The 17,787-nt window shown below is 55.9% G+C and carries 15 protein-coding genes; 9 read left to right on the forward strand and 6 right to left on the reverse strand.

Features of this window, described 5'->3' with window-relative positions:
* Positions 1 to 10 precede the first annotated feature (10 nt).
* From CFELI_RS12105 to CFELI_RS12125, 5 genes are all read left to right on the forward strand, one after another.
* Positions 11 to 643, forward strand: a complete 633-nt coding sequence (locus tag CFELI_RS12105) for a hypothetical protein (protein ID WP_277105394.1) — start codon at positions 11 to 13, stop codon at positions 641 to 643.
* A gap of 28 nt (positions 644 to 671) precedes the next feature.
* Positions 672 to 1,667: a hypothetical protein gene (locus CFELI_RS12110; protein WP_277105393.1), complete on the forward strand. Its 996-nt coding sequence runs from the start codon at positions 672 to 674 to the stop codon at positions 1,665 to 1,667.
* A 195-nt stretch (positions 1,668 to 1,862) separates the two neighbouring features.
* Complete coding sequence (locus CFELI_RS12115) at positions 1,863 to 2,486, forward strand: DUF1707 SHOCT-like domain-containing protein (protein WP_290259035.1); 624 nt, start codon at positions 1,863 to 1,865, stop codon at positions 2,484 to 2,486.
* A 169-nt stretch (positions 2,487 to 2,655) separates the two neighbouring features.
* On the forward strand, positions 2,656 to 3,936 hold the full coding sequence (locus tag CFELI_RS12120; protein ID WP_277105391.1) for a pyridoxal phosphate-dependent aminotransferase: 1,281 nt from the start codon (positions 2,656 to 2,658) through the stop codon (positions 3,934 to 3,936).
* A gap of 82 nt (positions 3,937 to 4,018) precedes the next feature.
* The gene (locus CFELI_RS12125; RefSeq protein ID WP_277105390.1) at positions 4,019 to 5,284 is read left to right on the forward strand and encodes a YibE/F family protein; all 1,266 of its coding nucleotides are present in this window, start codon (positions 4,019 to 4,021) and stop codon (positions 5,282 to 5,284) included.
* Here the strand turns inward: CFELI_RS12125 and CFELI_RS12130 are convergent.
* From CFELI_RS12130 to dcd, 3 genes are all read right to left on the reverse strand, one after another.
* Entirely contained in the window at positions 5,214 to 5,417 is a 204-nt protein-coding gene (locus tag CFELI_RS12130) for a hypothetical protein (protein ID WP_277105416.1), read from the reverse strand. The two genes, CFELI_RS12125 and CFELI_RS12130, sit on opposite strands and share 71 nt — an antisense overlap.
* Before the next feature lie 93 nt (positions 5,418 to 5,510).
* Positions 5,511 to 6,821, reverse strand: a complete 1,311-nt coding sequence (locus CFELI_RS12135; protein ID WP_277105415.1) for a UDP-glucose dehydrogenase family protein — start codon at positions 6,819 to 6,821, stop codon at positions 5,511 to 5,513.
* A gap of 31 nt (positions 6,822 to 6,852) precedes the next feature.
* Positions 6,853 to 7,416, reverse strand: a complete 564-nt coding sequence (dcd, locus tag CFELI_RS12140; RefSeq protein ID WP_277105389.1) for a dCTP deaminase — start codon at positions 7,414 to 7,416, stop codon at positions 6,853 to 6,855.
* A 389-nt stretch (positions 7,417 to 7,805) separates the two neighbouring features.
* On the opposite strand from dcd, the gene CFELI_RS12145 reads away from it, so the two are divergent.
* The gene (locus CFELI_RS12145) at positions 7,806 to 8,429 is read left to right on the forward strand and encodes an arsenate reductase/protein-tyrosine-phosphatase family protein (RefSeq protein ID WP_277105388.1); all 624 of its coding nucleotides are present in this window, start codon (positions 7,806 to 7,808) and stop codon (positions 8,427 to 8,429) included.
* Positions 8,430 to 8,807: 378 nt separating this feature from the next.
* Here the strand turns inward: CFELI_RS12145 and CFELI_RS12150 are convergent, their stop codons facing one another.
* Positions 8,808 to 10,511, reverse strand: coding sequence for a VanW family protein (locus tag CFELI_RS12150; protein ID WP_277105387.1), 1,704 nt, complete (start codon positions 10,509 to 10,511; stop codon positions 8,808 to 8,810).
* Between the two features lie 75 nt (positions 10,512 to 10,586).
* The gene (locus tag CFELI_RS12155) at positions 10,587 to 11,762 is read right to left on the reverse strand and encodes a glycoside hydrolase family 3 N-terminal domain-containing protein (RefSeq protein ID WP_277105386.1); all 1,176 of its coding nucleotides are present in this window, start codon (positions 11,760 to 11,762) and stop codon (positions 10,587 to 10,589) included.
* Between the two features lie 198 nt (positions 11,763 to 11,960).
* Here CFELI_RS12155 and CFELI_RS12160 point away from each other — a divergent pair, with 198 nt between their 5' ends.
* The 3 genes from CFELI_RS12160 (at position 11,961) to CFELI_RS12170 (ending at position 17,186) form a co-directional block, all read left to right on the forward strand.
* The gene (locus tag CFELI_RS12160; protein ID WP_277105385.1) at positions 11,961 to 12,158 is read left to right on the forward strand and encodes a DUF2613 domain-containing protein; all 198 of its coding nucleotides are present in this window, start codon (positions 11,961 to 11,963) and stop codon (positions 12,156 to 12,158) included.
* The gene (locus CFELI_RS12165; RefSeq protein WP_277105384.1) at positions 12,118 to 15,579 is read left to right on the forward strand and encodes an alpha-(1->3)-arabinofuranosyltransferase domain-containing protein; all 3,462 of its coding nucleotides are present in this window, start codon (positions 12,118 to 12,120) and stop codon (positions 15,577 to 15,579) included. The genes CFELI_RS12160 and CFELI_RS12165 overlap by 41 nt, the downstream gene beginning before the upstream one ends.
* 398 nt (positions 15,580 to 15,977) lie before the next feature.
* A complete protein-coding gene (locus tag CFELI_RS12170) occupies positions 15,978 to 17,186 on the forward strand; it encodes a hypothetical protein (RefSeq protein WP_277105383.1) in 1,209 nt (402 codons plus the stop codon).
* A gap of 33 nt (positions 17,187 to 17,219) precedes the next feature.
* Here CFELI_RS12170 and CFELI_RS12175 read toward each other — a convergent pair whose 3' ends face one another.
* Positions 17,220 to 17,651, reverse strand: a complete 432-nt coding sequence (locus tag CFELI_RS12175; RefSeq protein ID WP_290259037.1) for a hypothetical protein — start codon at positions 17,649 to 17,651, stop codon at positions 17,220 to 17,222.
* Positions 17,652 to 17,787: the final 136 nt, after the last annotated feature.

Below are 17,787 nucleotides of genomic sequence, written 5' to 3' on the forward strand. Positions count from 1 at the left end.
AGATGCTCTCATGAAAATTAATCCAGATAAATATTATGCAATTTTGTCCGACAATGATTACCTTGGGGTCGGTGAGGATTTTGTGTATCCGGACAATTATTTGAGCTACCGGTTTGAGCAAACACATTTGGTTCGGATGGGAGCATCAGATCGAATTCCTGAATTAGATGCCAGCCCCGAACAGTTGGCTGCTCTAGCCTCCTCTACACCGCATATCGCCACCGAACTACTCAGCGGTTTCTTCTACGCCAACCAAGCCTTTATTGATGAATACTCCCAGATCGACCCTACTATGCGGGCATTTCCCGTGCGCTTTCACAACTCCGATGTGGAAGCATACATGATCAGCACAACCACCACCGTCACAGGGGAAGCACTGAAACACTCCGAAGACTTGATCTACAGGGAAGAATTTTCACACCTGCCGATCGATGAACGGCAAATCAAAAAAGTAGAGCGCCTTGTTGTCACCGAAGACCCAGCCCAACCCTTAGGAATGTTCCGCGTACCGCAATATCTCCAGCAAACCTTTGTAGCTGGCGAAATCGCACAATGGTTCTTAGACAACGGCCCAAGGCTAGGCATCTACCTCACCTATGAAGGAAGAATCCACCGCGAAACACAAGAACCCAAACCAGCCTAAGTAGTAGCTAAAAGTGGGAGGTTAAAATATGCTGCGTTTGATTTTAGATAACGTCAAAGGTTCACGGCCTAAGAAAGGGCAGTTATGCCTGCTGCACACCACAGCAGGTTATATTCCCGGTGGGATTGTCTCAACCGAAGCATTCTTCGGCGCAGCGGTATACGTGCATCTCTACCGAGCCTTAATAGACGACCCCTCAGATACCAGCTTCTACCCACTGGTTGAACGCAACGAATTGCTCATCCCACCAGTCATGATCGCAAAACGAGACTTCGCACGCGGACAATACTGCACAATAATCAAAGACAAAAACGCACCTGTGCCCGTACCCTTTGAGTACTACTACTCCTATCACGGGGCATCGACGTGGAATCCAATAGAACGCAGTTTTGCCACAACAGCTACTACTATCCCCCGCGACCGGCTTGCAGAATTTGTCCCAAAGGCACAGCGACTTATCTCACGGCAGGTTTTTGATACAAACCCACCTCAAGGTGATTTTGTAGAAACCGTGCCTGAGGGAACATACTTTTCCCCCGATTCGATCCCCATGGACTGTCACTTACTGTTTGCATTGGAAGATTCATTAGGGCTCTACGGACTCATCGATACACCACGGCCACAGTACCCAAATCTGGTAGACAAACACTACATACCGGTAGTAGTAGACCCCGAACCCACAAACAGCACCGATGAAGGAGCCGTGAGTTTACTCAACGAACCCAAAGCAGTAGTGCTACATACTCACAAACTAAGCGAAACAATCCGCCAATGCGCCGCTGAACTCAACATCGAACCCAATGGGTACTTCTTCGAAACCCTCACCCGTTTCCTGCTCAAAGAGCAAAAAATAGCGCTCAGAGGCTTAGTGTTTGAACCCGAAGCAGGCTCATGTTTGATTATGGGGCCGGAGAAAAAACTCAAATCCGTAGCACAACAGCTATCAAAGGTGGTGGAAACAAAACACACCTTCACATCAGCAATAACCCGCGCACGCAAAGCCGGCGTAAACCTCGACGACTAAAGGCACTCGCACCTTTCACGGTAGAAAAGGGGGTTGAAAAGCGCTTGTTTGACCCCCTGTGATGAATCTTAAACAGTCATGCTTGACGTGTGTATGCATCACGCGACCTGCCGTGAGTGAGGTCAGGTTCGACCGTGGATCTTTCAGGGTCTTCCCTGAGGAAAATACGTGTCAAAGTTGGCTATTGTAGAAGCTATGAGCCAACAATTTCTTCCCGATTACCGCATCAGTGATGCCGAACGTCAGCAAGCAATGGACGACCTCGGAGCACACTTTGCGGCGGGTCGGTTAGATTTAGCGGAATACGAAAAACGCCTCGACGTCATCGCAGCCGCAGTGATGCGCACAGATATCCTCCCGCTTTTCGACGACCTACCAGCGCGCACCGCCCCAACAGTCGCCGCACCCAACCAAGTTGTTGAAAAGGTGTACACCGCCTCAGAAATCGCCCACGCCTACAACCTTGGGCGCAACGTGCGCGCAGGAACAGTCGCGCTCGCCACACTCGGCACCGTTGGTATCCAAATAGCACTGGGAATACATGAACCGATATTCCTCCTCGTCGGGGCTATCGTCTTCGTGCTCATGTACATCATGAAAATCGGGCCGAAATCTTGGCACACCCCAAACCCCCGCAAACTTGAACGCGAACGCCTCCGCTACCAGCGCAGTATTCAAGCCCAACAACTCCAACAAATCCACCTCATGAGTGCCCAACAACGAGCCGCACAAAAAGCAATACGGCAACAAAAACAAGCTGAGCTCACACACAACGCCATGGAACTGGCCGACCAAATGATCAAACGCTTCAAAAAATAGGTACCCACAGCAACCCCCCGCGCAATAACAACACGCGGGGTTTCGGCGTCGACACGCACAACAGCAACAAGGGACATGACCTGCGCTCACGTCACAGCGCCTTGCACAAAAGCAACCGCGCACGAGTTCACTACCCACGCATGGGGCAAAAGTGGCAGAATTTAACAGCATGAGTAAAAAAGCACAATCCAGCCCAGCCACCCCACCCCCAAAACCAACGCCACGGCGCACGCGGCGCGTCTTCGACCAATCCGAAAAAATGAAAAACGTGCTCTACGAAATTCGAGGACCAGTCGCAGCCGAAGCTGAACGCCTCGAACTCGACGGGCACCGCATTCTCAAACTCAACACCGGCAACCCCGCCATCTTCGGATTCGAAGCACCCGACGTGATCATGCGCGACATGATCGCCTCCCTGCCCACCTCACAGGGCTACTCCACCTCAAAAGGCATCATCCCCGCACGCCGCGCCATCGTCACCCGCTACGAAGTCGTGCCCAATTTCCCCTACTTCGACGTCGACGACGTCTACCTCGGCAACGGTGTCTCCGAACTAATCACCATGACCACCCAAGCACTGCTCAACGACGGTGACGAAGTGCTCATCCCCGCCCCCGACTACCCACTGTGGACCGCAGCCACCTCACTAGCCGGCGGTAAACCCGTGCACTACCTCTGCGATGAAGAAGACGACTGGAACCCCTCCATCGACGACATCAAAGCAAAAGTCACCGACAAAACCAAAGCCATCGTCGTCATCAACCCCAACAACCCCACCGGGGCAGTGTACTCCCCACAAGTACTCCAACAAATCGTCGACGTCGCCCGCGAACACGACCTACTCATCCTCGCCGACGAAATCTACGACCGCATCCTCTACGACGATGCCGTCCACACCTCCATCGCCACCTTATGCCCCGACCTGCTGTGCATCACCTTCAACGGGCTCTCCAAAGCCTACCGCGTAGCCGGATACCGGGCAGGATGGATGATCGTCACCGGGCCAAAAAACCACGCACGCGGCTTCATCGAAGGCCTCGACCTGCTTGCAGGCACCCGCCTCTGCCCCAACGTACCCGCCCAACACGCCATCCAGGTTGCACTCGGCGGACGCCAATCCATCTACGAACTCACCGGCAACGGCGGACGCCTGCTCAGGCAACGCAACATCGCCTGGGAAAAACTCAACGAAATCCCCGGCGTCAGCTGCGTCAAACCCATGGGTGCGCTCTACGCCTTCCCGAAACTCGACCTCGACTACTACGACATCCACGACGATGCCCAATTCATGCTCGACCTCCTTCGAGCAGAAAAAATCCTCATGGTCCAAGGCACCGGATTTAACTGGGACAAACCCGACCACTTCCGCGTAGTCACCCTCCCCTGGCCATCCGAACTAGCAGAAGCAATCGAACGACTCGGAAACTTCCTGTCCAGCTACAAGCAGTAACAACCACGACGCCGCGCCACCACCGTCAACACAGTGGCGGCGTCGACAAGCACCCCCCCACCGATGTAGAGAGGAGCAGTCAATGGGAAGGCACAGAAACGCACAGGAACACGCGAAGAAAAAATGGACGCTGTGGCGCATCAGCCTCGCTGTTTTCCTCGCAATCTGGGCAATCGTCGGCATCGGTGGGGTCAGCCTCATGTGGCCAGGCGACAAAGAACCCAACATCTCCCCCGACTTCTACACCGCATTCCCACTCGGGCATACTCAACTCGACGCCACCATCATCACCCAACAACCCGGGGCATGCACCACCAACGAAGCCGGCGCACTCTTCGACACCTCACCGCGCATCACACCCGGTGCTGACACCGACTGCACCTGGTTCATCGCCGAAATCACCGAAGGCGATAACGCCGGCATGCGCACCCTCCTCGTCAACGCTGGGCAAAAAGGCGAACCCGACCTAGAGATCGGCACTCGCATCCGCGTGATCGAATCCACCGACGCCGAAGGCAACACCCGCTACGCCTTCGGCGACCTCCAACGCGCCAACCAGCTCATCATCTGGGCAATAGCAATGGCCATCTCCATCATCGCCCTCGCACTCATGCGCGGCGTGCGCGCTTTGATCGGGTTGTTCCTCACCATGGGGGTGGTCGCTTACTTCACCCTGCCCGCCCTGCTCATCGGCGCAAACCCCATCGCCATCGCCGTATTCTCCGGCGCACTCATCCTACTTTTCGTGGTACTGCTAGTTCACGGCTTCAACTGGAAATCCGCCTCCGCACTCGGCGGCACCATGATGGCGCTGGGCATCTCCGCGCTGCTCGCCACCGCCGCCATCGAACACACCAATCTGCGCGGGCTCGGCGAAGAAGGAAACCTGTACATCCTGCTCTACCTGCCCGACGTGAACGTGATCGGGCTGATGCTGTGCGGCTTTACCATCGGTGCGCTCGGTGTGCTTAACGACGTCGCCATCGCCCAAGCCTCCACCGTCAACGAACTCGCCGAACTCAATCCCGACGCCACCCCGTGGCAGCTGTTCGTCTCCGCCATGCAGGTCGGCCGCGACCACATCTCCTCCATGGTGTATACCCTCGTGCTCACCTACACCGGCGCCAGCCTGCCCACCATGCTGCTGTTGAGTGTCACCGACCGCCCCATTGGCCAAATACTGACCTCCGATGTGATGGCCACTGAGCTGATGCGCTCCGCCGTCGGCGCATTCGCACTCACCTTGGCTGTGCCCATCACCACCATCTTTGCCGCCTTCACCGTCCCCGACACCGTGAGCACAGCCACCGGTGCCAAGGAGATGAAACTCGGCGGACACCACCACTAGAAAGGCCAAAGGCCTGCCACTTTCCACGGCGGCAGGCCTCTTTATTTGCTTTCTTACGCTTATCAGGAATGGTGCGGGCTCGACCTTTCAGCACAAGATGCTCCTGAAGGCGATCAGGATTCATCTTCCACATTCGTCGATCAAGCTCTACGCCACGCTTCCTGTTTTTCGATGCCATGAGAATACTCACCCCCTTTTATTCAGTGAAGGGAGAACACTAACAGCATTAAAAATTACGCCCCATTGCCTTATACGTCCAGCCAGCACTCAACCATTCCCACGGATCGAGCGCATTGCGGCCATCAATAATGATCGGGGTGGACACAAGATCACGCAAAGCGTGGGGTTTCAGATGGTGGAATTCACCCCAATCGGTGGCGTACACCACCAGATCGGCACCGGCAACAGCCTCTTCAGCTGAATGCGCGAAGCTTAAAGCTGGATATGCTCGACGAGCATTGGCCATCGCCTGCGGATCATACAAGGTCACACGTGCGCCCTTCATCAACAGCTGACCAGCCACATCCAAGGCGGGCGAATCGCGCACATCATCCGTATCCGGCTTAAAAGCACAGCCTAAGATAGCAATCTTGCCGCCAAGAACCGTACCACCCATCATTTTGGTGATCATGGTGACCATCCGCTCGCGACGGCGGGTATTAATCGAATCGACCTCACGCAAAAACGCATAGGCATCGTTAGCACCCAACTCACCGGCGCGGGCAATAAAACCACGAACATCTTTCGGCAAACAACCGCCACCGAAACCAAGGCCGGAACCTAAGTACTTATATCCAATGCGGTCATCGTAACCCATGATTTCCGTCAGCTGCACCACATCAGCACCTGCGGCTTCGCACACCTCAGCCATCGCGTTTGCAAAACTGATCTTGGTGCCCAAAAACGCATTCGATGCGCCCTTGGCCAGCTCGGCTGTGGCCAAATCGGTGACAATAAACGGCATTCCACTGTCCAACGGGGTGGTGTAAATTTCGCGAACAATGTTCGCGGCTTGCGAACCAGGGCGCTGGCCAACCACGATGCGGCTCGGGCGCACCGTATCCGCCACGGCGAAACCTTCGCGCACAAACTCAGGGTTCCACGCAATATCAATGGCCGAACCTGGAACACACAGAGCATCGGCAAGTTTCTGCAGTTCAGCAGCAGTACCCACTGGAACGGTCGACTTACCAATGATGGTGTGGTGTCCGCGCAACAGGGGCACGAGTTTGCTTACGGCGTCGCGAAGCTGGCTGATGTCGGCGCTGAAATTCCCGTCCTGCTGTGGCGTGCCCACGCACAGGAAGTGCACGTTGGCAAAGTTAGCGGCCTCGTTATAGGAATCTGAAAAATTGAGTGTTTCGCCTAAATGGCGGTGCAGTAGCGGGTCCAGCCCCGGCTCGAAAAACGGGGCGCGGGAGCCGTTAAGCGCCTCCACCTTGCCAATTTCGGAATCGACGCCCAACACTTCATGCCCAAGATAGGCCATGCAGGCAGCATGAGTGGCACCAAGATATCCTGTGCCGATCACCGTCATTTTCAATTTTCCAGGTCTCCTAATTCATGTACTAGAGGAAATTTAAATACGCTCGCGATGGGGTTGGGCCGCGCTGACCTTGATACTTCGATCCCAAAGTGCCGGAACCGTAGGGGGTTTGGGCGGGTGATGTCATCTTGAACAGTGCAAGCTGCCCCACTTTCATTCCAGGCCACAGTGTGATCGGCAAGTTCGCCACGTTGGACAACTCTAGGGTGATGTAGCCGGAGAAACCGGGGTCGATGAACCCGGCGGTGGAATGGGTGAGCAGACCAAGGCGACCAAGGGAAGATTTTCCTTCTAGTCGCCCTGCCATGTGTGCTGGGAGGGTGAATTTCTCCAACGTTGATCCGAGCACGAATTCGCCGGGGTGCAGCACAAACGGCTCATCCTCGGCGACTTCTACGAGGCTGGTGAGTTCGTCTTGTTGCTGCTTTGGGTCGATGTGGGTGTACTTGGAATTGTTGAAAACCCGGAAGAACCTGTCCATGCGTACGTCAACGCTGGAGGGCTGAATGAGCTCAGGGTCGAAAGGGTCAATGCCAAGTTCGCCCGCTTCGATGGCGGCGCGGATATCGTGATCGGAATAAAGCACAGCTTTATCCTAGCTTTTTCGCTTCACGACGCGCACATTCTACCCCAGCATCGTTACTGTCTGTCGGGAAAAACATGTGCCCCTGAACACTTTTCAGACACGCTGGGTAAAATTTTTTTCCCAATCCCCAGCCTGAAAGCAACGTAGCAAAAGTCCTGCTCATGGCAGTTGTGCTGCGTAGCTGCGAAAAAATCTTCGGGAAAATATCAATAATTGGTTTGCACCAACCATTTTTGCGTGTAAGGTATACAAAACATCGTGCCATAGTGGTGAGAAACTACCCTCCCTTTCTCTATGGGGGTAATAATTTTTCACGATTGTGGTCGGGGTTATTCTTCTTTAGCCCTCAGCTTTTTATCCAATCCACTTAGAAAGGAGCGACAGAAGACATGCCGTTTTTACACCGACGTAAGTCCACGAAGCTCTCGTCTCGGTGGGGTCAGCTGTTTAATGCCTTCCTTGTTGACGATCAAGCCGCAACCAAGGCATCTTCCCCTACTCTTGCAGGCGAGAATGATTCCCCCCATTCCTTGCATGAATTCATGCGCCATACTCTTGCTCAGCGGGAACATAATCCCCGTAGCGCTGAGTGTTCACGCATCCTTTTTGTTTCTGAGGATAATGCTGCTCGTACCCAGATCGCTTCGGCTTATGCTCGTTTCCTTGGTGGCGAGAAGGTGTTCGTCCGTTCGGTGGGCACGAGCCCTGCGTTTCAGGTTGATCCTTTGGTGATTGAGGTTTTGAAGGAACGTGGTGTTCCTACTGAGGATTTGAAGCCGAAGACTTTCAATCCGCATACTGTGGATCGGGTGGATGAGGTCATTATTTTTGGTGAGACTACCACTATTGATTCGCATGCTCAGACGTGGGAGATCACGAAGGATACTTCGGATAAGCAGCTTGTGCACTATATGTGCGATGAGGTTGAGACGCATGTGCGTAATCTTTTGCTCAAGCTCGGCATCGAGCCTAAGCCTCATACTGATATGAGCCCTGAGTTCATGGCAGCATAAACGCCCCCCATCTTTTTCACAATCCCTATCCATCCACCGCCCTGGTGGGAGGATGGGGATTCTTCTTTGCCCCTCAAAGCACTAGCCACACCCGCCCAAACGCTAACTCGACCTTTCCACCCCACACCCTTGAAAATCAGCCCACCCTCGGACTAAAGGTCGAGTAAACACACGAACTCTCAACTACATGAACCGTGCACATGCCACCTACCCGAAAGCTAACTCGACCTTTCCACCCCACACCCTTCAAAACCAGCCACCCTTCGGACTAAAGGTCGAGTAAGCTCACGAGTTTGATCGTGCACATGCTAAAAGCCCACCAAGAAGCACGTATTTCACTGCTTCTTGGTGGGCTCTGTATTCAAAAACTATGGGTGTTTATCCACAGCGCACAATCGGTGACGGGTCGTACACCGTGGTTTGGGTGCTGCGGGAAAGCTCAACACCATTGAGATCCCGAATAATCCGAGTATCGCTGGTGGTAAAGCCCGGCGCGCCCGAAGAAGGGGAACAACCAGGGCCTGGAACCGTCACGGTCTTGGGTTGGGTTGGGGCCCAGCGCCCACCGTTAACAGATTCCACTTGCACTGTTTTCACGCCATAGAACTGCACCGTGACTGTGCCACCACCGGCGGAGGTGACAATGCGTACCGGGTAGGGGGAGTTGTTGCGGAATTTTAAGTCAATGCTGCCTTCAAACACAGTAGCTTCGCGGCCGGCGGGGTAGCGGGAAATGTAGTAGCTGTGGGCTTGGTGGGCGACATCATCGAAACCGGCGAAGTAGGCGGCATTGTATAGGGTGGTGGCGAATTGGGAAATGCCACCGCCAACGGCTTTGTCGGCGCGGCCGTTCAAAATAATTCCGGACTCGACGAAACCTTGGGCGGTGCCGCGTGGGCCGGTGTAGCCGTTGAGGCTAAACACTTCGCCGGGGGCGACGATCGCACCATTGACCATTTGGGCAACCCTGGCAATATTGACGCCGGAGGCAGCGGAGTAGCCGCCGGTACTGAATTCGCTCACGAGCTGGTCAAAGGTGGCTACTTCAGCCATTTCGGTGGTGAAGGTGGCTGGATCGTCGATATAGAGGGCCTCAAATTCGCGGGCTTCGGTGCCGATGATGCGCTCATTAATGCCTTCGAAGGTTTTCTCCCAGTCGATGCGCACACCATCGCGGTGAGGAATCACCTGGCGGGATGCGCCGGAGAAATTAATGGTGGCATTCGCACGAGGCACTTCGGTGCTGTGCAGTGCCTCAAGCAGAATATTCTTCGCCGCCTCATGGTTAATATCGGTGCGGAACTGGCCGTTTTCTGGGATAAAGGTCACCACTTCGCCCATGCGCTCCGGCGGGATTACGCCATCAACATGATCACGCCCGTGCAGGATCACAGGGCCGGACACTGCTTGCTTTGCGACGCCGTCGACAAGCTGCTTAACTTTCGCCGCATCGTATTCAGGGGTGATGATGCTCGCATCCACCGTCACACCCTGCGGGTGCAGCCACTCCGAGGTTACGCTCGTGGCGAGGTGGGAGCGATCAACAACCTGCCCATTTAAAGGCTCAGGCTCCACCTTCACCGCACCCTCATGTAAAAACACCACACCATTAACCGCCTCACGGCCCAGCACCTGGGTCAGGCGATCAAGCTCCGGGTCAAGCTTCGCCTGATCAATGTGGGAGACAATGGGGATTTCCGTTTTCTTCACAAACGACATGATGCGCACAAACGGATTCCACGACTGGGCATCCACCCCGTCAAGAGTTTTCGCCCAGTCCGCGCTCAAACCAGCAACCTGCGGATCAAAAGACGCCTCCATCTCACCTGCTAAAACCTTCACCTCACGGCTCAGCTTCGAATCCAGCGAAGACTCCAAACGGGCTGTGGCATCCTCACGACTCAAGCCACCAATATCAACCCCACCCACAGTGGTTCCACGCGGCAAAGTCCCCTGCGATAAAGCCATGTCGGCACCATAGGCGACACCACCGAGGAACAGCAGGCCGAAAAAGAAACCACCGACAACCACACCCGCCTTGGATTTCTTCTTCACCTGTACAGGCTTCTTAGCGCTCTTCATCACCACACCTAATTTACAGGGATTCTCAGAAACTCTCATAAAACAATTGCGCGCACCTTGAGCACACGCCCATCATCAGCGTTGAATCAACTGCACCCGCCGCGCTTTGGCCGACACCGTTTCGGCGTCGATAAGCCCCGAATCCACAGCATGAACCATCGCATCGATCGCTTCAGGCAGCTGCTGCGTGGAAATCCACAAAGCCTGATCAGCGCCCGCAACAAGCGCCAGCATCACCGCATCAGGAATCGAAGCAATATCACTAATTGCGCGCATGCCCGACAAATCATCCGTAAAAATCACGCCCCCAAACGGCACCGCACCAGGATAGTCGCCCTCACGCAACAAGCGATACGCAGCATCATTCAACGACGCAGGCGACTCCTGCCCCTGATAATCCCGCAAGCCAGGCACCTGCATATGCCCCAGCATCATCGCCGCCCCTTCTACCCCACTCACCTGCGCAAAGGGACGCAGATCGTGGTTAAACAGCTCCTCCAGCGGGGGCGTGACCACCCCACCTACATGAGAATCCCCGCTCGCGCGCCCATGGCCGGGAAAATGCTTAAATACTGGAGTCACGCCCGCATCCAGCATCCCGGCCGCAAACGCCGCAGCATAGTCAGCGGCCATCTGCGGATCGGAAGAAAACGCCCGATCGCCCACAACATCTAAACCCGCACCATCAAGATCAACCACGGGGGCAAAATTAACCGTAATCCCATGCTCGGCCAGCGACTGCCCCATCTGAAGCGCCACCTCGCGTACCTGCTGCGGGCTCATCGTGGCAGCCATCTGCCGCGGGGAGGTGAAACTTCCCAGCACCTGCGGGTGGCGCAACACCCGACCGCCCTCAAAATCAATGCTCACCGCAAACGCACGCCCCACCTTCTCCCGCAGTGCGCGCAGATCACGCCCCGGCTGCTCTAACAGCGCGGGGTCGGTATCGGAACCAATAAAAATACCACCTGCGCCCTGCTCAAGGGCATAGAGCGCGTCATCGAAGTTGCGCACCCCCACCATCATCAGCTGCCCGATATCGCGGCGCAGCTGCTCCCGCTGTGCTCCTTCCTGCGTGGGAGTCGTCTGCACACTAGATTCCGGCACCGTAGACGTTGACGTCGCTGCTGTGCTGTGAACACTGCTGGTTGATACGGACTCGTTCGCACTATCGGCACCCAGTGAACATCCGCCCACGCAGACAGTGCTGCTGAGTGTTGTCGTGAATGCTAACGCGCGAAAAGTGTTCATAACTTATCCAGTTAACCACCATTACATTCTCTTTGCAGCCCGTGAGACGAAATCTCACACCGAGCAAACAAGAGATATACAGGCCACATCAGCGCTGTCTTATCCCCCCATCGCAGCTGCTATACACCCTTATCACGTGCTGCATGTTTGGTGGGGCATTCGTTCCCTTTTTCAACGATGGCTGCTATGTTGGGTGCTATGGCTTTCGAAAGCGACTCACTCCCGCGGCGCACACTTGGCCCCACCATCGCTAGTGGGGCGATCGGTATTGCGCTGGGCATTGTGGCAATCGTGGGCGCTTCGCTGATCAGCAACGCCAACGCTGTTGCCGAACACCCCAGCGTGAGTGCTGAACATGCGCGCCTCGGCGATCCCGAATACGGTTCCCGCAACTAACGCCAAGCATATGGGCGACGTTTTGCCGCTGCGTACACTTTCGCGTATCGACGCCCTCACCTGCGTGCGTTCACACTTACGGCATGCTGCGACACAGCTTGGGCTTGCGCGAGGTTTACTCTGCGGCGGGATTATTCTGTGTTTTCTCGCCGCCTTCCTCCAACCTGTTGGGCTGATTACCGCCGATACTAAACTCGACCTCGTTTTAAACCCCGGCCAGTTCCTTTCTTCGGCGTGGTCGATCTACAACGACCGTTTCACCTTCGGCCAACTTCAGAACCAGGCCTACGGCTATCTTTTCCCCCAAGGATTATTTTTCCTCCTCTTCCACTGGATCGGGGTGCCCGCCTGGATTATCCAACGCCTGTGGTGGGGCTTGGTGTTGAGCGTGGGTTTCAGTGGTTTTTTCCTCCTTGCCACCAGCCTTGGATTACACCTTTCACCAGATACTGATCGCAGTAGTTCTTCTGATGATCGTGTACAACGCGCACGCCACGGCAAACAGGTCCTGCCGATTGTGCTGTGTTTTCTTGCAGCCCTGGCTTATACTTTCGCCCCGCGCACCATTGCCACCATTGGTGCGATCTCGTCAGAAACCTGGCCGGTGATGCTCACCCCCTGGATCTTGCTTCCCTTTGTGCGCATGCGCCACGGTGGAAATCCGCGGTGGCCCGTTATTCTCCCGGTAGCTGGATCTGTACTGGCCGTGGGCTGTTTAGGGGCAATCAATGCGACCGCCAGTGCCGCTGCGTGTGTTCCCACTGGGCTGTATCTTGTAGTGCATATCATCCAACGCCACCGCCATGCCCTCAGGCATTTTCTGCTGTGGATACTCGGATGCATACTGGTTTGCGCCTGGTGGCTGTGGCCCTTAATTCTTTTGGGGCGCTTTTCCCCACCCTTTACCGACTTCATTGAAAACGCCCATGTGACCACCCGTTGGTTAAACCTCGCCGAAATCTTACGCGGCACCACCAGCTGGACTCCCTTTATTTCCACCGAACGTGTCGCTGGCCATGCCCAGGCTACCGAAGAAGTTTTCATCATCGCAGGGCTCATTGTTGCCGGTCTTGGCCTGTGGGGTCTTTCTGCTTTGCATCGCCGTGTCCACAACACTGTGGAGTCACACTATTGGCTTCTGCTCATAGGGCTCGGGCTGACCATCCTTGCAGGAGCGCACCTTGTTACCGCATTTCTTGATTCCCCACTCGGGTCGGCACTGCGGAATGTGCACAAATTCGACCCGCTGATCCGCCTGCCCTTAAGCATCGGGATCGCCGCGCTAGGCTGCGTACTTAGCCGTATCTCCTGGCTGAACATCACCCAAAAAGCAGCCGCCACCAGCCTCATTGCCTTAAGTGTGCTCACCTCCAGCGCGCCTGTATGGTCCGGCCAACTCCTACCCGCAGGCTCTTTCAGCCATATCCCCTCCTACTGGTATGAGGCCACCCATTTCCTCAACACCCACGCGGCCAACACCCGCACCCTCATCCTGCCCGCCAGTTCCTTCGCCCGCCACAGCTGGGGCTGGACCAGGGACGAACCCGCCCAACCCCTCCTTCAGGTGCCGTGGGCGGTCCGCGATTCCATCCCACTAGTTTCACCGGAAACGATCCGCGGGGTCGATGGGCTCAGCGATGAACTCAGTGCAGCAAACCTCCAGCGGCATGGCATTGGCGCAGTGCTTGTGCGCAACGATCTTTCCACTCCCAGCCCATCACCAACCATCGACCTTGCCGCAACATTCCCGAAAGCAGACATCCACCACTTTGGGCCTGTGAGCATTGCGTTGATAAACCCCACGCGCTCACTGATGCTCAGCACCACCCACGTTCCGCGGGTGGCCGGCGGTGGCGAAGTACTCAACCTACTGCCCGAAGGCTCCTATCAACTCGTCGACTCCGATGCCGACATCGTCACCGACACCCCCATGGCTGTTGCCCGCAACTACGGCAGCTTGCACGCCACCTCCGGCCCATTGACCAACCCCGATGCGGCAACCGATGTGCTCAACCCTGTCAAAGACTACCCCTCGGCAGGGCCACTCACCCGTCTGAAAGAAGAAGGCGGGCAAATTAAAGTGTCCTCCTGTGCTTGCGATGCCACCAACTTCCCCCGCCCCAACCTCAACGCCTCAGCCAGTGCCGCTCTCGATGGGCGCGACTCCACCGCCTGGTACCCCAGACTCGGCGCCACCGGCACACCGTGGATTGAGCTGATCCCCGACCACCCTGTCGCCGAACCGACCGCAACAGTACTGCTTGCTGCTCGCGGCGTCGATACGCCTGTTGCGGTGGAAATCACCCTCGATACCGGCCAAGGCACAGTGACACAAGTGCTCACCACCGGCAAGCGCACACAACTGCAACTGCCCGGCAAAAACATCACCCACCTGCGCCTGAGCATAGGTCACGCCGCCACACCCATCGGCGTGGCAGAAATCAGCCTTGCCCGCCACCCCATCAGCCACCACATCGAGGTCCCCGCTACCTCCCCGAACGCCACCAGCTACCTTTTTCAGCGCATCTTCACCCCCACCGAGCAGATTTCGCGCCGCTTCCACGTTGCTGTCGCACGCGAGTTCACCGTGCACACAACCCCGTGCACAACCAGCGTGCTCATCGACACCCAACGCTACCGCTGTGGCGCGAGCATCCACCTTGGCCCCGGCTGGCACGATCTCGATAGCTACGCCCGCATCATTTCGCTCACCGCAGCTGATGCACCAACCCCACCTGCGCTTATCGACGTCGCCACCCTCCCAACCCCCGATCAGCGCGGTGTACTTCAGCCCAACACTGGAGTGATCACGCAGGCGCACATCAGCCCCAGCGACCACGACCGCTACCTGCTCACCAGCCGCAGCCACAACCCAGGACTAAAAGGCACCCTCAACGGTCACGCGCTTGACGCAACCACCCTCAACGCCGGAATGCAGGCCTACCTCATCCCCGCTGGGGCAAGTGGCGAGTTCCACCTCCACTTCAGCCATGCCCGCTCCTACCAGTATGGGCTCATTTTCGGCGCACTGAGTGCTGGGATTGTGATGCTGCTCAGCGTCATCTGCATCATCGCCCACCGCAGGCGTCCACAGACCACAGCAAGCACATCACAATCGCACAGCGAGCCTACCTCCTCCACCTGCCTGCGCTGGATCAGCTTTCTCGCAATTAGCCTAGGGCTCAGCTGCGCGGTGGGATGGTGGATCGTGCCCATCATCGCCACCGTGTGGGCAATCCTGCGCTACACCCTAATCCCCGCACCAGCACTGATTGCTGCGTTCACCATAACCGCCGCCATGTGGCTTGCCCGCGCCCCCTGGCCACAACCGAGCTACGGTGGGGACTACCTCATTCTTGAACTTGTCAGCGCCGCTGCCATCCTTGCCGCCTGCCTGCCTCAGCCCCGCCGCAGCAGCTAACTGCTTCGCACACTTCAAACCCCCACAGCGGACAAGTTTTTACTGCTGTATCGCACATACTCATCTTGTCTCTTGTACAATCCGACTGCCTATTTTCATCGCGCACAATAAAAATGCACACCCCCGCCCTTGTCGTAACGTGCAAAAAATAATGAACACATAAGAGAAATACCCCTGTCTGTGGGGACTTCCGTGCGTGAAAACTGTGAATGTTTCACAGCTTAACCTCTTGCTTAAAGCACTCATTAGCATGGATAAATGCACACGAATAGGCCCACTACAATCGCAGCACAGACACTCATTCCACCATGCACCCCTTAACCCAAGCCCACACCCACGATCACCGAAGCAAAGTCCATACCCATCAACCCCAGCGACACAGCATATTCACCGCGATAATGTGCACCCTCCTCCTGATCCTGCTGGGATCACCCACACCCAGCCATGCCCACGAAAACTATGGGCTGTGGATTGCCGGCACCGAAGTAACCAGCCGCAATCACCGCGACATTCTCGGAGACGGCACCGCCAAATTCCTCCCCGCAACCAACACCCTGCGGCTGACAAACGCAACCATCAACTACACCACACCCACCAACGACACCACACCCACCAACGACACCACACCCAGCACCCACCCCACCGATACTGCCAAACGTTCTGGGATCTACTCCACTGTCAAAGATCTCACCATCCACATCGACGGTGCCAACTCCATAACCATCCACCCACATTTCGCCCACAGCGTGGGCATCGAACACGATGGTGGCACCCACTCCTCATTGACTTTCACCGGCACTGGCAGCCTCGATGTGCACATCAAAAACACCGACTTTTCTCACCCCTCTCAAACCTACGGCTGTATCACCTCCAGTGGGCACCTGAAACTCGCAGGCCCTTTTATTCGAGCAATTCAAAACAAAACAGCAGTCGCCAGCAGCGCACTGTCGGCCACCACTGGAATCACCGTGGAAAAAGGCCAGGTCCATGCTGAAAACCGACACGGTTTGTGGGGCGCTACTGGGGTGAGTGCCGGTACCGGATTTTTGCATATCACCGGCGGGGATCTCACCGCCATCGGCGGGAACCTCACACAGCCACACAGCCGCGACGGCCTGACTTATATGGGTGTTCAGGTGCGGCCAAGCCAATTTCTCCTCACTGCAGGCACAGTCACTGCAGTGGGAACCGATCGTGCCTTCGGTACTTCCATCACCCCTGATTCTTCCCACCAGGTTGTAGTCAACCAGCACCCTCGTGCCGAAGGCGCACAGGAATGGGATGCACGTTCCTTACTGGGCGATAAAGGTTCGAGATATCGATTTGTTCGCATCAGCTTACCCACAGCAGCCACTCTATCTCCTGCCCCACCTGCACTACCTTCACCGCGACCACATGCAACCACACCAGCCCCAAGCCGCACCCTGCCATCACCACCAGCACCACAACACCCAGCTGCTTCCCCCACCCCTCACGCACCACCAGTGGCATCTGGAAATATGCTCACTGATGTGTTGCACAACCTTCTTGCCCCTTATGTACGCATTCCCTTTGTGCAGCTAGTGCTGAAATTCTTCAAAAATGTTGAGGCACGAATATCCTCGTGAAATAGCACGCACGCTTTAGCTAGATTCCCTCCTTTAAACTGCCACTTTGTGCTGGTCCGCGTTGTTCTGTTGCTTTCTTTCGCCAAGGGCAGCCATGGTAAAGATCATAAGTCCCGCTATCACGCTGATGACAGTGGCGAAAGCGTGTTTTTCAGGCCCAAGGTAAGCAATACCCCACAGCAGGACGGTGGCAGCCACACCCCACAGTGCTACCTTTGCCTTCCACACTTGGGCGCTGAATAGTGGTCGTGCAGCTGTTGCAAAAATAACCAAGGCAATGAGCGGAATGATGGCGAAATGGAGGTTTTCTTTAATCCAAAGTGAAGTTGTGACGTGCGGATGTGATCTCATGTGAAGATCCAAGCCGAAACTCAAGGAAACCCATAATGTGTACCCAGTGTGACAGTTAAACACTTGGATGTTGGCGACAAAAGCTTTATGTTTGCCTTCGAGACTACAGGTCATGGTGGTTTTTGGGTTCTTCTCAAGCGCCCCTATTCGTTCTTATTAGCCCAGATTTTTCATGGGGTGGGTTTGGTGGTGGTGGGTTGGGGTGGTGTGTTTGTGGGGTTGGTTGGTTCACCTTCGCCCTTTGATTCGT

Origin of the sequence: Corynebacterium felinum, from assembly GCF_030408755.1 — a bacterium.
Taxonomy (GTDB): Bacteria; Actinomycetota; Actinomycetes; order Mycobacteriales; family Mycobacteriaceae; genus Corynebacterium; species Corynebacterium felinum.